The following is a 17925-nucleotide window of genomic DNA, read 5'->3' as shown; positions in this document are numbered from 1 at the left end:
GACCACCTCACTGTGCTCCCGGGAGGTTGGCGCGAGGTTGGCGCCGTGACGTGCCGTCAGTCGCGCCGGGCCGTGGTCAGGCGGCCCCGCGCGATCGCGCGGCGGGTGTCGTCCGGGCCGAGCAGGCGCAGCGCGTGTTCGTGGATCTCCGCGTCGTACGGGGCCCGTTCGCCGTAGCGCAGGGCGTGTTCAGGGCGCGTGCTCGCCAGTACGGCCTCGCGTACGGCCACTTCGAGGCGGGTGCGCCACTCCTCGATGCCGGGGGCCTCGGAGCGGGGAAGCAGCAGGCCCCCGTAGAGGCGCAGGGCGGTGTCGGTGTCGCCCTGCTCCAGGGCGCGCAGGACGTCGGCGGCGTCGCAGGAGACCGGGATCGTCAGGGCGTAGCGGCGGGGGGAGATGCCGCCGCCGAGGGCGCGGCGCAGGTGGGAGATCTCGGCCTTGAAGGTGGACACGGTGACCGGCCGGTCACCGTACAGGGCGGCGCGCAGCCGCTCCGGGGAGAAGCCGTCGGGTTCGAGCGCGAGCAGGGTGAGGATTTCCACCTGGCGGGGGCGCAGGGGGAGTGGCCGTCCCTCCCGAACGGCCGGTACGGCTCGTTCCGCGCCGAGGCAGGTGAGCCGCAGCTGACCCGGACGAGCCTGTTCCGTGGCGAGGCGGGCCTCGATGGTGGACACCAGCGTGCGTACGGTGGACATGGCCAGGGGGTGCGAACGGTCCCAGGTGGTCGACAGGTCCAGTACGCCGAGGACGCGCCCGTCCGGGCCGTGGACCGGGGCGCAGTAGCAGACCCAGCCGTGCAGGGCCGACACCAGGTGCTCGGCGGAGAAGACGGAACTGGGGCGGCCGGTGCGCAGGGCGAGGGACAGGGCGTTGGTGCCCATGGCCTGCTCGTCCCAGCGGCCGCCCGGCGCGAAGTTGACGCGCTCGGCCCGGCGGCGCATGGTCGGGCCGCCGCAGGTCCACAGGATGGTGCCGGACTCGTCGGTGACCGCCGTGACGAAGCCGGCGTCCTCGGCGATGCTGTTCAGTTCCCCGGCGAGGCCCGAGACCGGCCGGTACAGCGGTGAGGACGTCCAGCGCTGGTGGACGGGGCCGCCGTCGGTGACCGGGGCGCTGTCCCGCCCGGGGTCCACGCTGCTCAGCGAACGCGCCCAGGACTCGGTCACCTCGTGGCGCAACGCCGCGCTGCCGCCCGGCCGCGCACCCGCGACGCTCAGCCGCGGCACCCACCGGGACCACTCGTGCTCCAGCACGGCCCTGCGCTGCCGGAGGTCAGGGCGCTGTGACATGGCCTCTCCCTGCCGTCGTACGTCGTACCGGGAGGACCGCTTCCGGGCGCGGTGCCGGCCCGGCCATCGGTCTCAGGTCAGTGTTCCGGATGCGGAGGGCCGGGGTCGAGGAGAGTGCCGGAATGCGAGGGGGCAGGGCTGGAGGCCCTCGTTCGGAGGGAACCGTCGTGCCCCCGCCAGGGGGCGATCGTGCCCGGGTACTGGAACGGAGGGCGCCGGCCGGGGCGATCGTGCCTCGGGCTGGGGGACGGCCCCGCCCGGGCAGGGGGGCGACGGGCCTCGGCTCGGGAACGGCCGCGCCTCGGCAGGGGGCGACAGGCCTCGGCTCGGGGGCGATGGTGCCGCGGCTCAGGCACGGTTCCGCCCCGGCATGGAAGGGGCGCACCGCGGACCAGGACGGTAGCGCCCCGGTGCTGGAACGGCGGGCGCAGGCCGTGGCGATCGTGCCTCGGGCTCGGAAACCGCTCCGCCGGCCGGCGAACGGTCGCGCTCCGGTTCCGGTACGGCGGGAGTGATCGTGGCCCGGCCCGGAAATCACCCCGCCGGGGGCGGAAATGACCCCGCCCTGCCCCGCCCCGGAACACCCCGCCCCTGAACGGGCGACCGCCTCACTGGATGTTTGTCCGGTGCTCGCGTGCCGCCGTACGGGTGACGGGTTCACTCGACCCGACGGACGGGGCTCCGCCCGCGTGCCACCCGTGCGCCGGGTCGCGTTGACCGGGCATGGACAGTACTGAGACGGCGCGGCGCCCGGCCGGGAACGACGCCGCTCCCCGGTCGTTCGCCGAACTCACCAGCGGATACGCGGGGCATCCGCCCATCTACGCGGCGCTCGTCGCCGAATGGCAGGCCAGGGGCCACGCGGTCCCGGAGCACCGTGACGGCCAGTGGGTCTCCTTCGCGGCGCCGTCCGATAGCGAGACCTGGGCCGCCCTCACCACTTGGACCGCCGGCCGGCACCCGGGGACGGCCGGCGCCGACGGCCCTCGCCTCACCAGCAGTCGGCCACCGCGTGCTCCGCGCTGACCGGTGCCAGCACGGCGAGGGTCTCGGTGGCCTCCCGCAGGGCCGACTCCAGCGTGCCGGGGGCGTGCAGGCTGCCCGTGCCGTCCGGCGGGACGAGCCATTCCAGGCGCCCGGCGGGCCGGTACGGCGGCGGCACGGCCACCCAGGAGCCCCGGCCGACGTGCCGGACACCGGAACCGACCCACTCGCTGACGGGGTCGGGCGGCAGGAAGAAGCCCACCCTGCGTGCCGTGCAGTCCACGAGGGTGGGGCCGGGCACCTTCAAGGGGTCGCGCCACAGACAGTCCAGGGCGAGCAGGCCGAGCCGGTCGGGGACGCTGAGCACGTCCCAGTAACGCCCGGCCTCCACGAGCACCGTCCCCGTGCCGTAGTCCCACTCCCGCTTGCACTCCTGGGGGTCCCTGGCGGCCGCGGCGAGCCACTCGACGGCTTGCTTCCACATCACGCTCTGCATGGCCACCCCAGGCGCAGTCGGCCGACGCCCCGAAGGGCGCACGCTGGACACGGGCCGGTGACCCGCGGGGCCTCACTGCTCCGCGTGCCGGTCCGGCACCGGCCATGCTCGTAGATATTTCTACCGCCTGGAAGGGGTGGCGCGCTCTGGCGTTTGGGTCGGGCATGTCCCGGTCGAAAGGGGGCACACGGAGATGGATCCCGTAAGGCATCGATCAACTCCGTGCGCGTCCATGCCGTCCCGCTGAAACCGGCCATCGAGGGATGTGCGACTGGGGGAGGACCCGGGGAGCGCCCCGGGCGAATGAGGTGCCCATGCCGGAAATGCGGGGTCTTCCAGGCATGCCCTCCACCCGGCGATCACTGCCGCTGTGCAGGAGGTGTGGACCAGTCCACGAGGGCGCGCGGGCGGGATGTGCGGATCGCGGTTTTTTGCCTTCACAGAACCTCCCACTGTGCTGGCCAGAACGCGCCTTGCTCGGCCAACTCCGAGAGCAGCAAGGTGGGTTGAGCACTTGAGCATCAGGAGTCACAAGCGCGCTGCTTGACCCGTGCGGCCGAACCGCACGGGTGCTGACGGGGGAACTGATGAGGTGCGCGCGTGTCCACCGCCGACGGGGCGGGGACCGAGTCCTCGCGCATGGCCGGCACGTCTCTCCCTCACCTCTCTTGGTGCCTTCATCCGGTGCCCGAGACAGGGATAGGAGGGGGAATGCCGATGAGTGCAGTGAGCGCCGCCAAGCCGACGTATCCCGGTGTCTACGTCGAAGAGCTTCCCAGCAGCACCCGCACCATCTCGACCCTGACCACTTCGGTGACCGCCTTCGTGGGCCACACCCGCCGCGGTCCGCTGAACGAACCGGTCCGCGTCACCAGCTTCACCGAGTTCGAGCGCCGCTTCGGGGGACTGAGCGCCCAGAGCGCCGTCGGCTACGCCGTTCACCAGTTCTTCGGCAACGGCGGCACCGTCGCCGTGATCGTCCGGGTCGCCAAGGCCGGCAGCGGCCAGGCCGCCTGCGTCACGCTGGAGTCCACCGAGGGCCACAGCGAGTGCGACGTCCTCACGGTGCACGCCAAGGAACCCGGCGTGTGGGGCAACGGCCTGCGCGTCGCCGTCGACTACGACACCCCCCGCCCCGACGAGACCTTCAACCTGCGCGTCCACGACGCCAAGGGCGAGGCCCGCGAGAGCTACACCGGCCTGTCCACCGACCCGTCCCACGGCCGGTACGTGCAGACCGTCGTCAACGCCGGCTCCCGGCTGATCCGCGTCGAGGTCGTCGGCGAGGGCCGCCCCGACCCGTCCGGCACCGTCTCCAAGCCCTTCGGGCACGAACTGCCCGACCTCGCCGTGGACCTCACCGTCAAGATCGGCGACGTCGAGCGGGAGTTCACCCTCTACGACCCCGACTGCGACGGCGAGGCCCCGACGTCCGTCGCCGAGCTGGCGCTGCTGCTGGAGCGCAAGCTGCGCGCCCTGCCCGACGCGCCCGGCAAGCACGCCTTCGCGGGCGCCGAGGTCACCGCCTTCGGCCGGCGCATCCAGGTCGTCGCGGGCTCCACCGACCCCGAGGACGTCGTCCGCTTCCTCGGCGAGTGCGCCAACGACCTGGGCCTGGAGGCCTCGGTCAACCCGCCCGTCTTCCCGCTGGAGGGCGGCGAGGACGGCGAGGCGCCCGGACCGCGCGACCTCATCGGCTCCGAGGCCGACAAGTCCGGCATCCAGGCACTGCGCGGCGTCGCCGACGTCAACCTCCTCGTGCTGCCCGAACTCGCGGGCTACGAGAAGACGGAGGATGCCGTCACCGTCGTCTCGGCCGCCCAGCGGCTGTGCCAGGAGAGGCGGATCTTCCTGCTGGTCGACGCGCCGGGCACCTGGGTCAGCGTCGACACGGCCCGGGCCGGGCTCGCCGCCTTCGACGCCGTGCGCGGCAACCACGCCGGCCTGTACTTCCCGCACCTCCAGCTCACCGACCCCCTCACCGGCCGGCTGCGCTCCTTCCCGCCGTCCGGCGCGGTCGCGGGCGTCATCGCCCGGACGGACTCCGAGCGCGGCGTGTGGAAGGCCCCGGCCGGCACCGAGGCGCGCCTCGCCGGCGTGCACTCGCTCACGGTCAACCTGACCGACCGCGAGACCGGCCTGCTCAACCCGCTCGGCGTCAACTGCCTGCGCACCTTCCCCGTGACCGGCCCGGTGGTCTGGGGAGCGCGCACCCTGGAGGGCTCCGACGCACTCGACAGCGAGTGGAAGTACGTGCCGGTGCGGCGGCTCGCCCTGCACGTCGAGGAGAGTCTGCAACGCGGCCTGCAGTGGGCGGTGTTCGAGCCCAACGACGAGAACCTGTGGCAGCAGATCCGGCTCGCCGCCTCCTCGTACCTGCACACCCTCTTCCGCCAGGGCGCCTTCAAGGGCGGCACGCCCCGCGACGCCTACTTCGTCAAGTGCGACAGCGACACCACGACCGCCGAGGACATCGAGAACGGCATCGTCAACGTCCTGGTCGGCATCGCGCCGGTGCGCCCGGCCGAATTCGTGATCGTCAAAATCCAGCAGACGTCCGGGCAGTTCGCGCTCTGAGGAACGCTCCTAGGAATCCCTGAGGACAATTTCGATGGCAGAGTTCACGGTCAACGCCCATCGTTTCGACCCGTACAAGAACTTCAAGTTCCTGGTCCTGTGGGACGGTCGGACGGTCGCGGGTATCAGCAAGATCAGTCCGCTGAAGCGGACGACGGAGGTCGTCAAGCACCGCCACGGCGGCGACCCGTCCTCCCCGCGCAAGTCGCCGGGCCGCTCCGAGTTCGAGGGCATCACCCTGGAGCGCGGCGTCACGCACGACCCCGAGTTCGACCGCTGGGCCAACAAGGTCTGGCAGGTCGGCGCGGGCCTGGGATCGGAGGTCTCGCTGGCCGACTTCCGCAAGGACATCGTCATTCAGGTCCTCAACGAGGCCGGCCAGGTCGCCGTCTCGCACAAGCTGTACCGGACCTGGCCCAGCGAATACCAGGTCCTCGGTGAACTGGACGCCAACGCCAACGCGGTGGCCATCCAGTCGCTGAAGCTCGAGTGCGAGGGCTGGGAGCGGGACTACGAGGTGCCCGAGCCGGAGGAGCCCTCCTTCCTGAACCCGGCGTAAGCGGTCCGCAGGCAGAGCAGGCAGAGCAGGCAAGGGGGGAGGCATGGCATGGCCATCACGCGTGCGGCCGAGTTCCTGGCCACCTGGGAGACCGGGCTGGACCGGACCCCGGCCGGGCGGGCCCTGCTGCTGCACGGGGCCGCCCGGCCGGACCTGGGCGGAGACCCGCAGGCCCTGCTGTCGCTGCCGGTGGGGGAGCGCGAGGCGGATCTGTTCGCCCTGCGCCGGGCCCTGTTCGGCGAGCGGATGCAGGTGCGCCTGGAATGCGCGGCGTGCGGCGCGGACATGGAGTTCGAGCTGGACGCAGGGGAGTTCGCCCGCACCCTGGCCGACCGGGGCGATCCGCTGGTGCGAGTCGCCGAGGACGGCTGGGAGGTCGAGTTCCGGGTGCCCGCCGTCGCCGACCTGACGGCGGCGGCCCGGGACGCCGACCCGCGCCGGGCCCTGCTCGCCCGGTGCGTGGTCACCGCCGTGCGCGACGGGCAGGCCGTGTCCGCTGACGCGCTGCCCGTCGCCGTACAGCGCCGGATCGCCGAGGCGGCCCGGGCCGCGGACCCGGGCGGCGACGTCACGCTCAACGTCGCCTGCCCCGAATGCGGCGAGGCCACCCGGGCCGAACTGGACATCACCTCCTACCTGTGGACCGAACTGGACGCCTGGGCCCGCGACCTCCTGCTCGACGTCCATCTGCTCGCCACCGCGTACGGCTGGAGCGAGCCGGAGATCCTGGCGCTCAGCCCGCTGCGGCGCCGCTACTACCTGGAGCTGTGTGCGGATGTCTGAGTCCACGGGGCCCGATCGCCCGGAGCCCGACTTCCTCGACCGGCTGCTCGCCCGGCACGCGGCACCCGGCGCGGGGCGCCCCGGCGTGGCGCGCGTACGGCCCCGGCTTGCCGGACCGTTCGAACGGATCGAGGCCGTACGGGGCGGCGCGCCGGACCCGGACGGCACCGAGCCGCTGTGGCCCGTCGCCGCACCGTCCGCCGCCGCCCGGCCGGACCCGGCCCGCCCGGCGGCCCGCGAGGTCGTCCGCACGGAGCGGGAGCGGACGGTGGTACGGACCGAGCAGGCCCCGGCCCCGACCGAGACCGGGATGCGTCCCGCCCGGCCGACCGAGCCCGGGAGGCCGCTGCTGCGTCCCGTCACGCCGACGGGCCCCGGGCCGCGGCCGGTCCCCGACACCGCGCACCGCGCGGCGGGCCGGGGCCGAACGGAGCGGGCGGCCCCCACGAACGCGGCGTCCGTGCCAACCCCCCCTGGCGCGGACGCCGCTCCCCCCGCCGCCGTGTCCGCCGCACTGCTCCCCCGCGCGGCGGACACGGCGGCCGCGCGGGACGCCGTCCGGCAGGCAGCGGCCCGGCGGCCCGGGCGCCAGGCCGAGCAGGTGGTGCAAGTGCAGATCGGACGGCTGGAGGTCACCGCCGGCGGCGCGCCCCAGGGCGGCGGCAGGCCCCGGCCCCGGGACGCGGAGCGTCCGCGGGCGGCCGTCAGCCTGGCGGACTACCTGGCCAGGGGGCGCGAGTGAGGACGAGGAGAGCGACGTGCGGGACTGGCGGGACGAGCAGGCCCGGCGGGACGAGCAGGACCAGAGGGACCGGCAGGACGAGCAGGACTAGAGGGACCGAGGAACCGACGCCATGAGTAACGCACTTGCCATCGCCCACGTCACCCAGGCCCTCGCCCTGCTCATCGAGACCAACCTGCCGCCGGACATCGACATCGCGGTCAAGGTCGAGCCCCGTAAACCCCCGGCCGACCCGCCGACCGAGCCCACCATCACCGTGTTCCTGTACCAGGTCACGCCCAACACCGCACAGCGCAACACCGACCTGCCCACCCGCGCCGCCGACGGCACGCTGGTCCGGCGGGCGGCCGCACCTCTCGACCTGCACTACCTCATCAGCGCCTACGGCGAGGAGGCCGAGCTGGTCGGGCAGCGGCTCATCGGGTCGGTCGTGCGCACGCTGCACGAGATCCCCGTCCTGCCGAAGGACATCATCGAACTGGCGGGCGAACGCGCCCACTTGTCGGGGAGCAACCTGGCCGAGGCGGCGCAGCGGGTGCGGTTCACGCCCACCGTGATGGACATCGACGAGACGTCGAAACTGTGGGGGATGCTCCACCAGACGCCGTACACGCTGTCGGTCGTCTACCAGGCCGCCCTGGTGTTCATCGACGGCCGTGAGATCCCGGTGCCCGGCAAGCCGGTGGAGCGGCCCGAGGTACGGGTGCTGCCGTTCGGCGCGCCCGGCGCGCCGGTGCCGCCGAGGCTTCCCGAGGGCGGAGCCCGGCCGAGCGAGCGGAGCGGTGCCGCGGAGCCCGAGCCCACGCGGGAGTCGGGCACGCCCCCTGCGAAGGCCGCCCCTGCGAAGGCCGCCCCTGCGAAGGCGCCCGCGAAGGCCGCCGCGAAGGTCCCGGCCAAGACCGCCGCCAAGACCGCCGCCAAGGCTCCGGCGCGTGCTCGCAGGACCGCCACCGCGAAGAAGACCGCCAAGTCCCCCGCCGAGGAGACGAGGAACACCCCGTCCGGCGGCGAGGACGCGGAGAGCTGAGGCGGCACATGGCAGCGACGGGGGCGGGAGACGACATGGGAGCGCACGGCTCGCACGAGGTGCGGCAGCCGCGGGAGGCCGCCGCACGCACCGCCGCACACGGCGGCGGACCGGCGCTGGCCGACGAGATCCGGCGTGTCCTTGCTCGTGTCGACACGCATGCGGAGCGGGCCAGGAGTGATGACGGCGAGGCACCCGGGGCAGCTTCGGCCGCGTCGGCCGACGGCGACGCCCGTGCCGCGTCCGAAACCGCCCCGGTCGCCGCCGCCGGTCCCGGGACCGCCGCTCTGGACGCGCTCGTCACCTGCTTCGGCCTCACCCCCTTCGAGCGCGACCTCGTCGTGCTCACCGCCGCCCAGGAACTCGACCCCACGACCGGCGCCCGCTGCGCCGCCGCGAGTGCCGACCCCGAGCGGGCCCACCCCACCTTCTCGCTCGCCCTGGCCGCCCTGGCCGAACCCCACTGGAGCGCCCTCACCCCGGTGTCGCCGCTGCGCCGCTGGCGGATCGTCGAACTGGAGGACGAGACCCGGCTGACGACCTCCCGGCTCCGGCTCGACGAACGCATCCTGCACTTCCTGCTCGGCTCGCCCTACCTGGACACCCGGCTGCACGGCCAGGCACGCCGCACCCCCGTACCGGACCGGCTGCCGCCGTCGTACGACCTGGCCGCGAGCCGGGTCGCGGCGGGCTGGGCGGACGGCGCCCGGCCGGACGCGCCGCTCCTCGTCGAACTGGTCGGCGGTGACCTGCGCAGCCGCGCCGACATCGCCGCCGCGGGCGCCGCACGCGCCGGACTCGCCCTGTACACGATGAGCGCCGAGGACATCCCCACCGATGCCGCCGAACGCGACCGGTTCGCCCGGCTGTGGCAGCGCGAGGCGATCCTGCTGCCCGCCGCGCTGCTGGTCGAGGCCGGCGAACTGGACCGGGACCAGCAGGCGGCGACCGAGGCGTTCCTGGCCGGGGCCGCCGTACCCGTCATCGTGTCCAGCGCCGACCCGCGCCGCGGCGACCGCCCGCACGGCACCCGCGTGTCCGTGCCGCCCCTCGACGACGACGAGCAGTTCGACCTGTGGGCCGACGCCTTCCGGGACGTGGCCGACCTCGACGACGGAGAACTGCGGTCACTGGTCGCGCAGTTCCAGCTGCCTCCGCACGTCGTGCGCTCCGCCGCCGCCACCGTACGGCGCGAACTGCCCTACGAGGACGAGCTGGAGGCCGTACAGCTCGCCTGGCGGGCCGGTCTGGGCGAGGCCCGTATGGGCATGGACGAGCTGGGCCGCCGTATCGAACCGCGGGCAGGCTGGGACGACCTGGTGCTGCACGAGCGGCAGACCAGCGTCCTGCGGGAGATCGTCGCGCATGTGCGGCAGCGCCCCACTGTCCACCAGGAGTGGGGGTTCGCTCAGACCCTGCGCCGTGGCCTCGGCGTCACCGCGCTGTTCGCGGGCGGCTCCGGCACGGGCAAGACGCTCGCCGCCGAGGTGATGGCGAAGGAACTCGGCCTCGACCTGTTCGTCATCGACCTCTCCCAGGTCGTCAGCAAGTACATCGGCGAGACCGAGAAGAACCTCCGCCGGGTCTTCGACGCCGCCGAGGCGGGCGGCGCGCTGCTGCTGTTCGACGAGGCCGACGCCCTGTTCGGCAAGCGCAGCGAGGTCAAGGACAGCCACGACCGGTACGCCAACCTCGAAGTCAGCTATCTGCTCATGCGGATGGAGGCCTACCGCGGGCTCGCCATCCTCACCACCAACATGAAGAAGGCCCTGGACAACGCCTTCCTGCGGCGCATCCGCTTCGTCGTCGACTTCCCCTTCCCGGCCGAACACGAACGCGCCGAGATCTGGCGCCGCGTGCTGCCGCCGCAGGCACCGGTCAAGGACCTCGACCCCCGGCTGCTCGCCCAGCTCACCGTGGCGGGCGGCTCGATCCGCAACATCGCCCTGTCCGGGGCGTTCCTGGCCGCCGAGGAGGGCGAGGCCCTGCAGATGCGGCACATGGCCGCGGCGGCCCGGACCGAATACCTGAAGCTGGAGCGCTCCTTGACGCCGACGGAGGTGCGCGGATGGGTGTGAGCCGGGACGGCGGCAGCCGCAACGCGGGCAGGGACCGGGGCCCCGAGGAGAATCGCGCGCCGAGCGCGATCCGGGTGGACATCGGCGAACTCGTCCTCGAAGGCTTCCGCGTGGACCCGGACCGGGTCACTGCCGCCTTCGAGCGGGAACTCGACCGGCTGGTCCGCGAACACGGCGTACCGCTGGCGGCCGACGGCCCCCTGACCCTGGACACGCTGACCGGACTGCCGCCGCTGCCCGCCGGACTCTCCTCGCGCCGGCTCGGCCAGGAACTGGCGCGCGCCGTGCACTGCGGGCTCTCCGGCCGCGGGGGGGTGACGCGGTGAGCGCGTCCCCGACCCAGGACTCCCGTTCCGAACAGTCCGCCGAGCAGCGCCGCCGCAAGCGCCGGGAGAAGGCGGCCAAGGCCCGCAGCCCGGAGCCCAAGAACATCGTCAGCGGCGCCGGCCAGCCCCTGGACGCGGGCGTACGGCGGGACCTGGAGGAGCAGCTCGGCCACGACCTGAGCCGCGTACGACTGCACACCGGGCCGGAGGCCGGCCGGCTGACGGAGCTGCTCGGTGCGGACGCGGTCGCCGTCGGCCAGGACGTCTTCTTCCGCGAGGGCGCCTACCGCCCCGGCACCACGGACGGCCAACGCCTGCTCGCCCACGAGCTGTTGCACACCGTGCAGAACCCGCACGGCCTGGGTGCGCTCCGGGCCGGGCGCGAGCTCGGCGCGGTCAGCCTGCCGCAGCAGGCCATCGAGCGGGAGGCCGAATCCGTCGCGAAGGATCTCGCGCGTCCGGAGGCCGCGGGGAACGACCGGTCCGCCCCGGGCACCCCGGAGCTGGAGGCGGGGCAGGCCACGCCGGGCTGGCTGCGGTACGCCACCGTGGACGCGGACCGGAACCGGCTGGAGCAGATCGACCCGGCGACCATGCTGGACCGCCTGGCGAACTCCGTCGTACGGTCGCTGCGCGCCGACCCGGAAGACCTCTCCAAGCGCACGCGGCAGCAACTGGTCCGGCTTCCCGAGGAGTTGCTCGACCGGGTCCTGGAGCGCCTGGAGGACAGGCTGCTCGGCTCGGAGCAGGACAAGGTGCTGGACCTCGTCGAGGAGATCGAGGCGGACGCGGCCCTCGGCGGTGACGCGGAGCGTCCGCCGCCGGACGCACCGGCCGTCGAGCCCGACGCGGCGGAGGAACTGCGGCAGGAGCGGGAGAGCGAGCAGCGCTCCGTCGAAGAGGAGCAGACCCGGGCCCAGCGGCCGGCCCTGGCACCCGGACCGGAGAAGGACCGAGCCGAGGAGGAGAGCGCCCCTGGCAGCACCCCGCGCAACGGCGGGACCGCGGAGAGAGGGAGTACGCCGCAGGGCGGGGGAGCGCCGCGGGGGCGTCAGGAGTCCGGAGCGGCAGGGCGTCAGGAGCCCGGAGCGACAGGGCGTCAGGAGTCCGGAGCGGCCGGAAGCCAGGAGGGCACGCCGGCCGCGTCGCAGGAGCAGTCGGGGCAGACCGAGGGCCGGGGCGCCGCCACGAGCGAGCCGGCCGGCGCCTCCGCCGGGGCAGCCGGGCGGACCCGGGAGCAGAATTCCGAGGGGTCCGGTGCGGGCGCCCGGGAGCGCGAGCAGGACGGCGGCCGGGACGAGGGCGGGGACAAGAAGGGCGGCCAGGACAAGCAGGGCGCGCAGGGCAAAGAGGAGACCACCAGCCGGCAGGGCGCGGACGCCGCGAGCAGGGAGGAGTCCGCGGCCAGGAACCGCCCCGGAGCGGCCGAGCAGCTCGCGGCGGGCCAGAAGCCGAAGCAGGAGGACAAGGGCGGCAGGGACAAGCCCGCGGGTTCGGCCACGGCGGCGGGCAAGGACACCGAACTGCCCGGCAGGACGAGCAGGCTCGACGGCGTACGCAACCAGGATCTCGAAGGGCCCGAGGAGTCCCCCGAGGACGATCCGTTCGGCTCGGGCAGCGAGTCGGAGGTGGACGTCGGCGGCGCCGAGAAGAGCGCCTGGGACGTCAAGCTCCAGCCGGAGGACTTCCTGCCGGAGCAGGACCCGGACGTGTCCGGCGTGCCGAGCGCGGGCCGGCTCGACCCGTCCTCCTCCGGCGGGCAGTCCGCACCGTCGTTCCCGGCTCCCCCCGTGACCAAGGCCGACAAGGTGCAGGCCGAACGTGACGCGGAGGACGCCGAGGACGAGGCGGCCGAACCGGAGCCGGAGGAGGACGACGCCGCGGCGCCCACGGAACCCGGCCCCTCGGTGGAGACCGAGGGCGGCCCTGGGGACAGCCTCCTCGGCAGCTTGGGGGCCGAGCGGGACGCCGAGTCCCGGCCCGGCCCCGGCGCACCGTCGAAGGACCCGAAGAGCGGAGACGACCCGAAGGCGGGGCCCGTCGCCGCGCAGAAGACGGTCCAGGAGGCCCCCGGCAACTCCGAGGGCGGCGGCGCGGAGAAGGAGACCGCCGCCAAGGAGGAGCGCAACACCCGGGCCGCGGGCGACAGGGACCAGGGCGCTCAGGAGAAGCAGTCCCAGAAGGCGGCGGGCGGTACGGCGGCGGCGCCGGAGACCGTGGCCAAGGGCAGCGCCACCACCGGCCAGACGCAGGAGGGTGCCGGCGGCTCGACGAGCGGCGGGCAACCGTCGGCGGACGCGAAGTCCCCGTCCCCCGCCCGGGATACGCATGTCACGGGCGGTTCCCACGCGAACACCCCGGGCGGCGCGAGCAACGAGGCGGCCGAGGGGACGCAGAGCGGGTCGCCCGAGGCGGAGCCGACGAGGAGCGAGGACTCCGCGCCTGCGGCGGCGACGCCCACGAAGGCACCGGAGTCCCCGGCTCCCGCGCCCGCCGCCCCGTCTTCGTCACCGGCGTCGAAGGAAGCCCCCAGGAACGCCCCGAAGGCATCGAAGGAGGCACCGGAGCCCAAGGCCGCGCCCGCGCCCAGGGCGCCACGGGGTGGCGGAGGCGCCGGTGGCGGCGGTGGCGGCAGGGGATCCGCGCCGGGCAAGGGCAAGAAGAAGGACTCCGCACCGGCGCCGAACCTCTCCCAGGTCTCCCCGGAGGCCGGCCTGTCCACGGCCTCCAAGCTCAAGCCGCACAAGGCGCTTCAGGCGATGGGCGGCGTCGGCGGCGCCGTGGACCGCACGGTCGGCGACGAGCACCAGCAGCTCGCCGCCGCGCCCCCCTCGATGCAGCGCCCGGCGGGCGCGCCGCAGACTCTGGAGGGCAAGCCGAAGGCCGACGCACCGGCGCGGTACTCGCAGGACCCGGCGCAGAAGGCCGAGGCACCCAAGGAGGAGAAGGCCGAGGTCAAGGGCGAGAAGAAGCCCGAGGGCCAGATCGAGGCGGAGAAGGCCGAGGAGCCCGGCGGCTGGGACACCTTCAAGATGGCCCTGGGCTTCGTCGGCGCGAAGATCGTCAACGGGGTCACCAGCTTCTTCGGCGCCGACGAACCGGTGGTGGACCCGCAGGAGCTGGCGGCCAAGTTCGCCGGGCTGCCCACCAAGGACGAGGCCCTGAAGCAGGCTCAGGCCGGCAACGCGCCGGGCGTGGAGATGCAGGGCGCCGCCGAGCAGACGGCCGGCGAGCAGGGCGCCGCGGTCGACAGCAAGGGCCAGGAGACCGTCGCGACGGGCAAGGACGACGCCGCCCGCCCGATGGGCGAGAACCAGGTGTACCCCAACGCTCCCGAGGAGCAGTTGAAGGGGAAGGTCCCGGGGCAGCAGGGCGGCGGCAAGGGCGGTGTGCCCGCAGGCGGGGGCGCGGGAACCGGCGCCGTGCCGGCCGAGGCGGCGTCCGAGGTGGCGGAGCACGACCGCGGCCCGGAGTTCCAACGGGCCTTCAGCCAGGGCCAGAAGGGCATGTCCGAGGGCCGTCAGGCCAAGGACAGGGACTTCCGCGACTCGCAGCACAAGCACAAGCGGAACGTCGACAGCGAGGTCGGCAAGAACACCGACGCGCAGGCGGGCAAACGCGGCAAGACCCTCGACGAGGTCACGTCACAGCGCGCCGACTGGCGCACCGAGCAGGACGAGGAGCTGAAGAAGCTCGGTACGAAGAAGACCGAGAAGCACGAGAAGGTGCGCAAGGACGTCAAGGAGCGGGAGAAGAAGACCGACGACGACGTCGAGCAGGAGAAGAAGGACAGCGACAAGAAGATCCAGGACAAGGCCACCACAGCGGAGTCGGACGCGAAGAACAAGACCGACACGGCCGCCAAGGAGTCCGGCAACTGGGTCACCAAGGCCTTCGAATGGCTCAAAGAGAAGGTCATCGAGATCAAGAACGCGATCGTCCGGATCATCCGGGCGGCGCGTGACGCGGTCGTCAACTTCATCAAGAACTTCAAGGAGAACGCCGAACGCTGGATCAACGAGGCCCGCAGGTTCATCGTCGACACGGTCAAGAACCTGATCAACGATCTGATCGAGTTCGCCAAGGCGATGGTCCGGGCCGTCATCGAACTGGCGAACCGCATCAGGAAGTTCATCACCGACCTCATCGCGGCGGCGATCGCGTTCGTCACGAAGCTCGCGGCGCAGCTGAAGCAGCTCATCTCCGATCTGCTGGACGCCCTCGCGAAACTGCTGAGCGACATCCTGAACATCCTCAAGAAGATGCTCATGGACGTCGTCAAGGCGGTCGTGGACGCGGTCAAGACGGTGCTCGACTACGCCTCGAAACTCCTCGCCGGGCTCGGCGAGTTCATGATGGTCGCCGTCGACTTCCTCTCCGACCCGGGCGGCTGGCTGAGCGGCGCGAAGAACTCCGCCGTGGACGGTGCGAAGAACCACCTGTTCCGTGAGGTACAGGCCGCGGTCAAGTCCTGGTTCCAGTCCAAGATCGAGGAGATCATCGGCATCCCGAGGGCGATCCTCGACAAGCTGATCAAGGGTGGCTACACCCTGGAGAAGATCGTGAAGGAGACGTGGGACGCCATCGTCCCGCAGCTCCCCTTCATCATCGGCGAGATCGTCATCACGAAGGTCATCGCCAAGCTGATCCCCGGCGCCGGCTGGGTCATGGCGGTCATCGACGCGATCCGCACGGCCATCGGCGCCCTCGGCGAGATCCTGCGCGCGATGGGCGCGGTCCTCGACTGGCTGAAGGCGGTCCGCCAGGGTGGCGCGGGCGTGCTCTTCGCCAAGGCGGTCGCGGCGGGTATCGTCGCGCTCCTCGAACTGGCCTACGAGGCGCTTCTGAGCGGCATCGGCAAGTACGTCGCGAAGATCGGCCGCCGTCTGAAGGGCGTGGCGGCGAAGCTCGGCAAGCCGGGCAAGGGCGGCGACAAGCCGAAGACCGGCCAGGGAGACGACTCGAAGCCGGCCCGTCCCGCTCCCGCCGACACCCTGCCGAAGCCGGGCAAGGCCACGGGCCCGAGCACGAAGCCGAACGCGAAGCCGGAGCCGAAGGCCGACCCGAACCGGCCGACGACGCAGGTGCCGGGCAAGGACAGGGGCCCCGGCAAGGATCAGGACTCGACTCCGGGCAAGCCCAAGTCGGACAAGCCGATCGACACGAGGAAACCCACGGCCACGGACGCGCCGGCCCGCCCGAAGACGGACAAGGCCCCCGACACCCAGCCGGACACCCGCCCGACGCCGGTTGCGAAGCGCGACGCGGACGCGAAGCCGAAGCCCAAGGACACCGACGGCAGGACACCGGACAAGCCGAAGGACGACGACAAGGACACCCCGGGCAAGCCCAGGGACGACAAGGACAGGGGCGACAGCACCAGGGCGAAGGACGACGGCAAGGACGCCCCGGGCAAGCCCAAGGACCAGGACGCGCGGAAGCCGAAGGACGAGCCGGGCAAGCCCAAGGACTCCAAGGGCGGCAAGGACGCGCCCGGCAAGCCGAAGCAGAAGCCGGACAAGGACGCTTCCGACAAGCGCAAGCCGGACAAGGAGGGCCCCGCCAGGCCCAAGACGCGGACGGAACCGGCCCGCCGCGGTCCTGGCCATGCCAAGCCCAAACCCGACAAGGCCGGTCCGGGCAGGCCGAAGTCGAAGCCGGAGAAGGAGAAGCGGAAGAAGGAAGAGGATTCCAAAGAGGCGCGCCTCGCAAAGATCGTGTCCCGCATTCGACCGGTCTTGCTCGGTCTCCTCAAGAAGGGCGTGCAGGGCAAGCTGCTTCGCGCCACGACCGCAAGCCTGCGCATGTGGCACCGCCTCACCGCACTCACGGTGATCGGCGGCAGGAACTTCGACTTCGAAGCGGTCCTCAATCCACGGGCCAAGACCAAGATTGCCGGCGTGCGTGTCGACCGCGACGAACTGCTCCGCTATATACGGGAGGTGGCCGACGAGGTCCAGAACTCGCCGCGGGTGCAGGGTCGGGCCGCCGCTCTGTCGGGGCAGGGCAGGCAAGTCGACGTGGGCGCGAACGGATACTCTCCGGCGATGGCGTCACATCTTCGCAGCCCGGAAACCGAAATGACGCGAGGGCAGAATGTGCGGTTCACCGACGCGCACGGCAACTCGGTGTCGGTGCAGCAGTCGGACAGCCCGCGCAATCAGTTCGTGACGCAGGTCGGTATATCGAAGGCCGAACAGTTCAACCACGATTACGCGGAAATGCTGGGCCCCATGTCAGGACCGGCGCAACGGGAACTGGCCGAGTCCATGGTGAATGACCTCAATGGAAATGGAGGGTCCGCGACCGCCCCCAGGCACGAGCGGCTCTTCCTGCACAGCCTGGGTGCGGTCGAGGAGAACCGCTCACCGAGCGACCTCGTCTACCGAGGGCTCGCTTACAGCTTGGCCGCGCGCCCGAGCAGCCAGGTGAACCAGGCGCAGCGGAAGAGAGGGATGGCTTCGCTCCAGAAGATCCTCCCGAAGATTCCGATGGGCCTCCCCACGAAGGTGGCCAAGAAGAACTCCAAATGGGGTGGCGGAGCCCAGAGCATGGCCCGACGGCTCAACGCGAGACTGCTCTTCGAGGATCAGATCGCCGGTGCGAGCGAGACCCAGCCCGAAGACCGGATCATCGACAGGATGACCGCCCACGGCAGGAGGGAAGGGCTCACATCCCCTGACCTCGAGCAGCTCACCGGGGTCCGTCGGGACAAGCACACAACCGCCGACGGCATCACGAAGCAGGATTACAACGAGGCTCGCAAGACTGCCCTCGACAAGAACGCCGGTGACGAGGAACGCGAGCGGGCTCGGCAGAAGATGTCACGCTGGGAGGAGTCGTACGCCAGGGCGGCATGGGGCAGCGCGGTGGCGCAGAAATCTGTCATCGACTCTCCGGGCGCCAAGGAGATGGCTCGTCGCGAAGTCAGGTTCTTGCAAGGATGGGCTTCCTCTCTGGAACTCAACTACGCGGGAAGCCCGGATCCGAAGAAGGAACTTTTCGGTCGCATACGTGCCGAGGTGTACAGGATCTACGGGTTCACCCCATGAATCAGACAGAAA

The 17925-nt window shown here is 72.4% G+C and carries 11 protein-coding genes; 9 read left to right on the top strand and 2 right to left on the bottom strand.

From position 1 onward, the window contains the following. Nucleotides 1-56: 56 nt before the first annotated feature. Nucleotides 57-1289: a transcriptional regulator gene (locus tag ACFZDA_RS18320; RefSeq protein WP_391082093.1), complete on the bottom strand. Its 1233-nt coding sequence runs from the start codon at nucleotides 1287-1289 to the stop codon at nucleotides 57-59. A 723-nt stretch (nucleotides 1290-2012) separates the two neighbouring features. Here ACFZDA_RS18320 and ACFZDA_RS18315 point away from each other — a divergent pair. Next, nucleotides 2013-2315 carry a hypothetical protein gene (locus ACFZDA_RS18315; protein WP_391082090.1) on the top strand — a complete coding sequence of 101 codons (303 nt, stop codon included), beginning with the start codon at nucleotides 2013-2015 and terminating at the stop codon, nucleotides 2313-2315. On the opposite strand, the gene ACFZDA_RS18310 is transcribed toward ACFZDA_RS18315, so the two are convergent. Beyond that, a complete protein-coding gene (locus ACFZDA_RS18310) occupies nucleotides 2281-2769 on the bottom strand; it encodes a hypothetical protein (protein ID WP_391082087.1) in 489 nt (162 codons plus the stop codon). The two genes, ACFZDA_RS18315 and ACFZDA_RS18310, sit on opposite strands and share 35 nt — an antisense overlap. A gap of 711 nt (nucleotides 2770-3480) precedes the next feature. Here ACFZDA_RS18310 and ACFZDA_RS18305 point away from each other — a divergent pair. The 8 genes from ACFZDA_RS18305 to ACFZDA_RS18270 all read left to right on the top strand — a co-directional run bounded on the left by ACFZDA_RS18305 (nucleotide 3481) and on the right by ACFZDA_RS18270 (nucleotide 17913). After that, nucleotides 3481-5346 carry a phage tail sheath subtilisin-like domain-containing protein gene (locus tag ACFZDA_RS18305; RefSeq protein WP_391082083.1) on the top strand — a complete coding sequence of 622 codons (1866 nt, stop codon included), beginning with the start codon at nucleotides 3481-3483 and terminating at the stop codon, nucleotides 5344-5346. A gap of 34 nt (nucleotides 5347-5380) precedes the next feature. Next, nucleotides 5381-5905 (top strand): phage tail protein, encoded by a 525-nt coding sequence (locus tag ACFZDA_RS18300; protein WP_004003113.1) that lies wholly within the window; start codon nucleotides 5381-5383, stop codon nucleotides 5903-5905. A gap of 48 nt (nucleotides 5906-5953) precedes the next feature. Continuing rightward, on the top strand, nucleotides 5954-6688 hold the full coding sequence (locus ACFZDA_RS18295) for a hypothetical protein (protein ID WP_391082080.1): 735 nt from the start codon (nucleotides 5954-5956) through the stop codon (nucleotides 6686-6688). Continuing rightward, entirely contained in the window at nucleotides 6681-7430 is a 750-nt protein-coding gene (locus tag ACFZDA_RS18290) for a hypothetical protein (protein ID WP_391082077.1), read from the top strand. Before ACFZDA_RS18295 ends, ACFZDA_RS18290 begins: the two co-directional genes overlap by 8 nt. A gap of 112 nt (nucleotides 7431-7542) precedes the next feature. Continuing rightward, on the top strand, nucleotides 7543-8457 hold the full coding sequence (locus ACFZDA_RS18285; protein ID WP_391082075.1) for a Pvc16 family protein: 915 nt from the start codon (nucleotides 7543-7545) through the stop codon (nucleotides 8455-8457). An 8-nt stretch (nucleotides 8458-8465) separates the two neighbouring features. Further along, complete coding sequence (locus ACFZDA_RS18280; protein WP_391082072.1) at nucleotides 8466-10535, top strand: AAA family ATPase; 2070 nt, start codon at nucleotides 8466-8468, stop codon at nucleotides 10533-10535. Further along, nucleotides 10526-10861 carry a hypothetical protein gene (locus ACFZDA_RS18275; protein WP_391082070.1) on the top strand — a complete coding sequence of 112 codons (336 nt, stop codon included), beginning with the start codon at nucleotides 10526-10528 and terminating at the stop codon, nucleotides 10859-10861. Before ACFZDA_RS18280 ends, ACFZDA_RS18275 begins: the two co-directional genes overlap by 10 nt. Continuing rightward, nucleotides 10858-17913, top strand: a complete 7056-nt coding sequence (locus ACFZDA_RS18270; RefSeq protein WP_391082067.1) for a DUF4157 domain-containing protein — start codon at nucleotides 10858-10860, stop codon at nucleotides 17911-17913. Before ACFZDA_RS18275 ends, ACFZDA_RS18270 begins: the two co-directional genes overlap by 4 nt. The last annotated feature ends 12 nt before the right edge of the window (nucleotides 17914-17925 follow it).

Origin of the sequence: Streptomyces sp. NPDC007991 (genome assembly GCF_042958445.1) — a bacterium.
In the GTDB taxonomy this organism is placed as follows: domain Bacteria; phylum Actinomycetota; class Actinomycetes; order Streptomycetales; family Streptomycetaceae; genus Streptomyces.
This window is presented reverse-complemented; position numbering and strand designations above follow the sequence as displayed.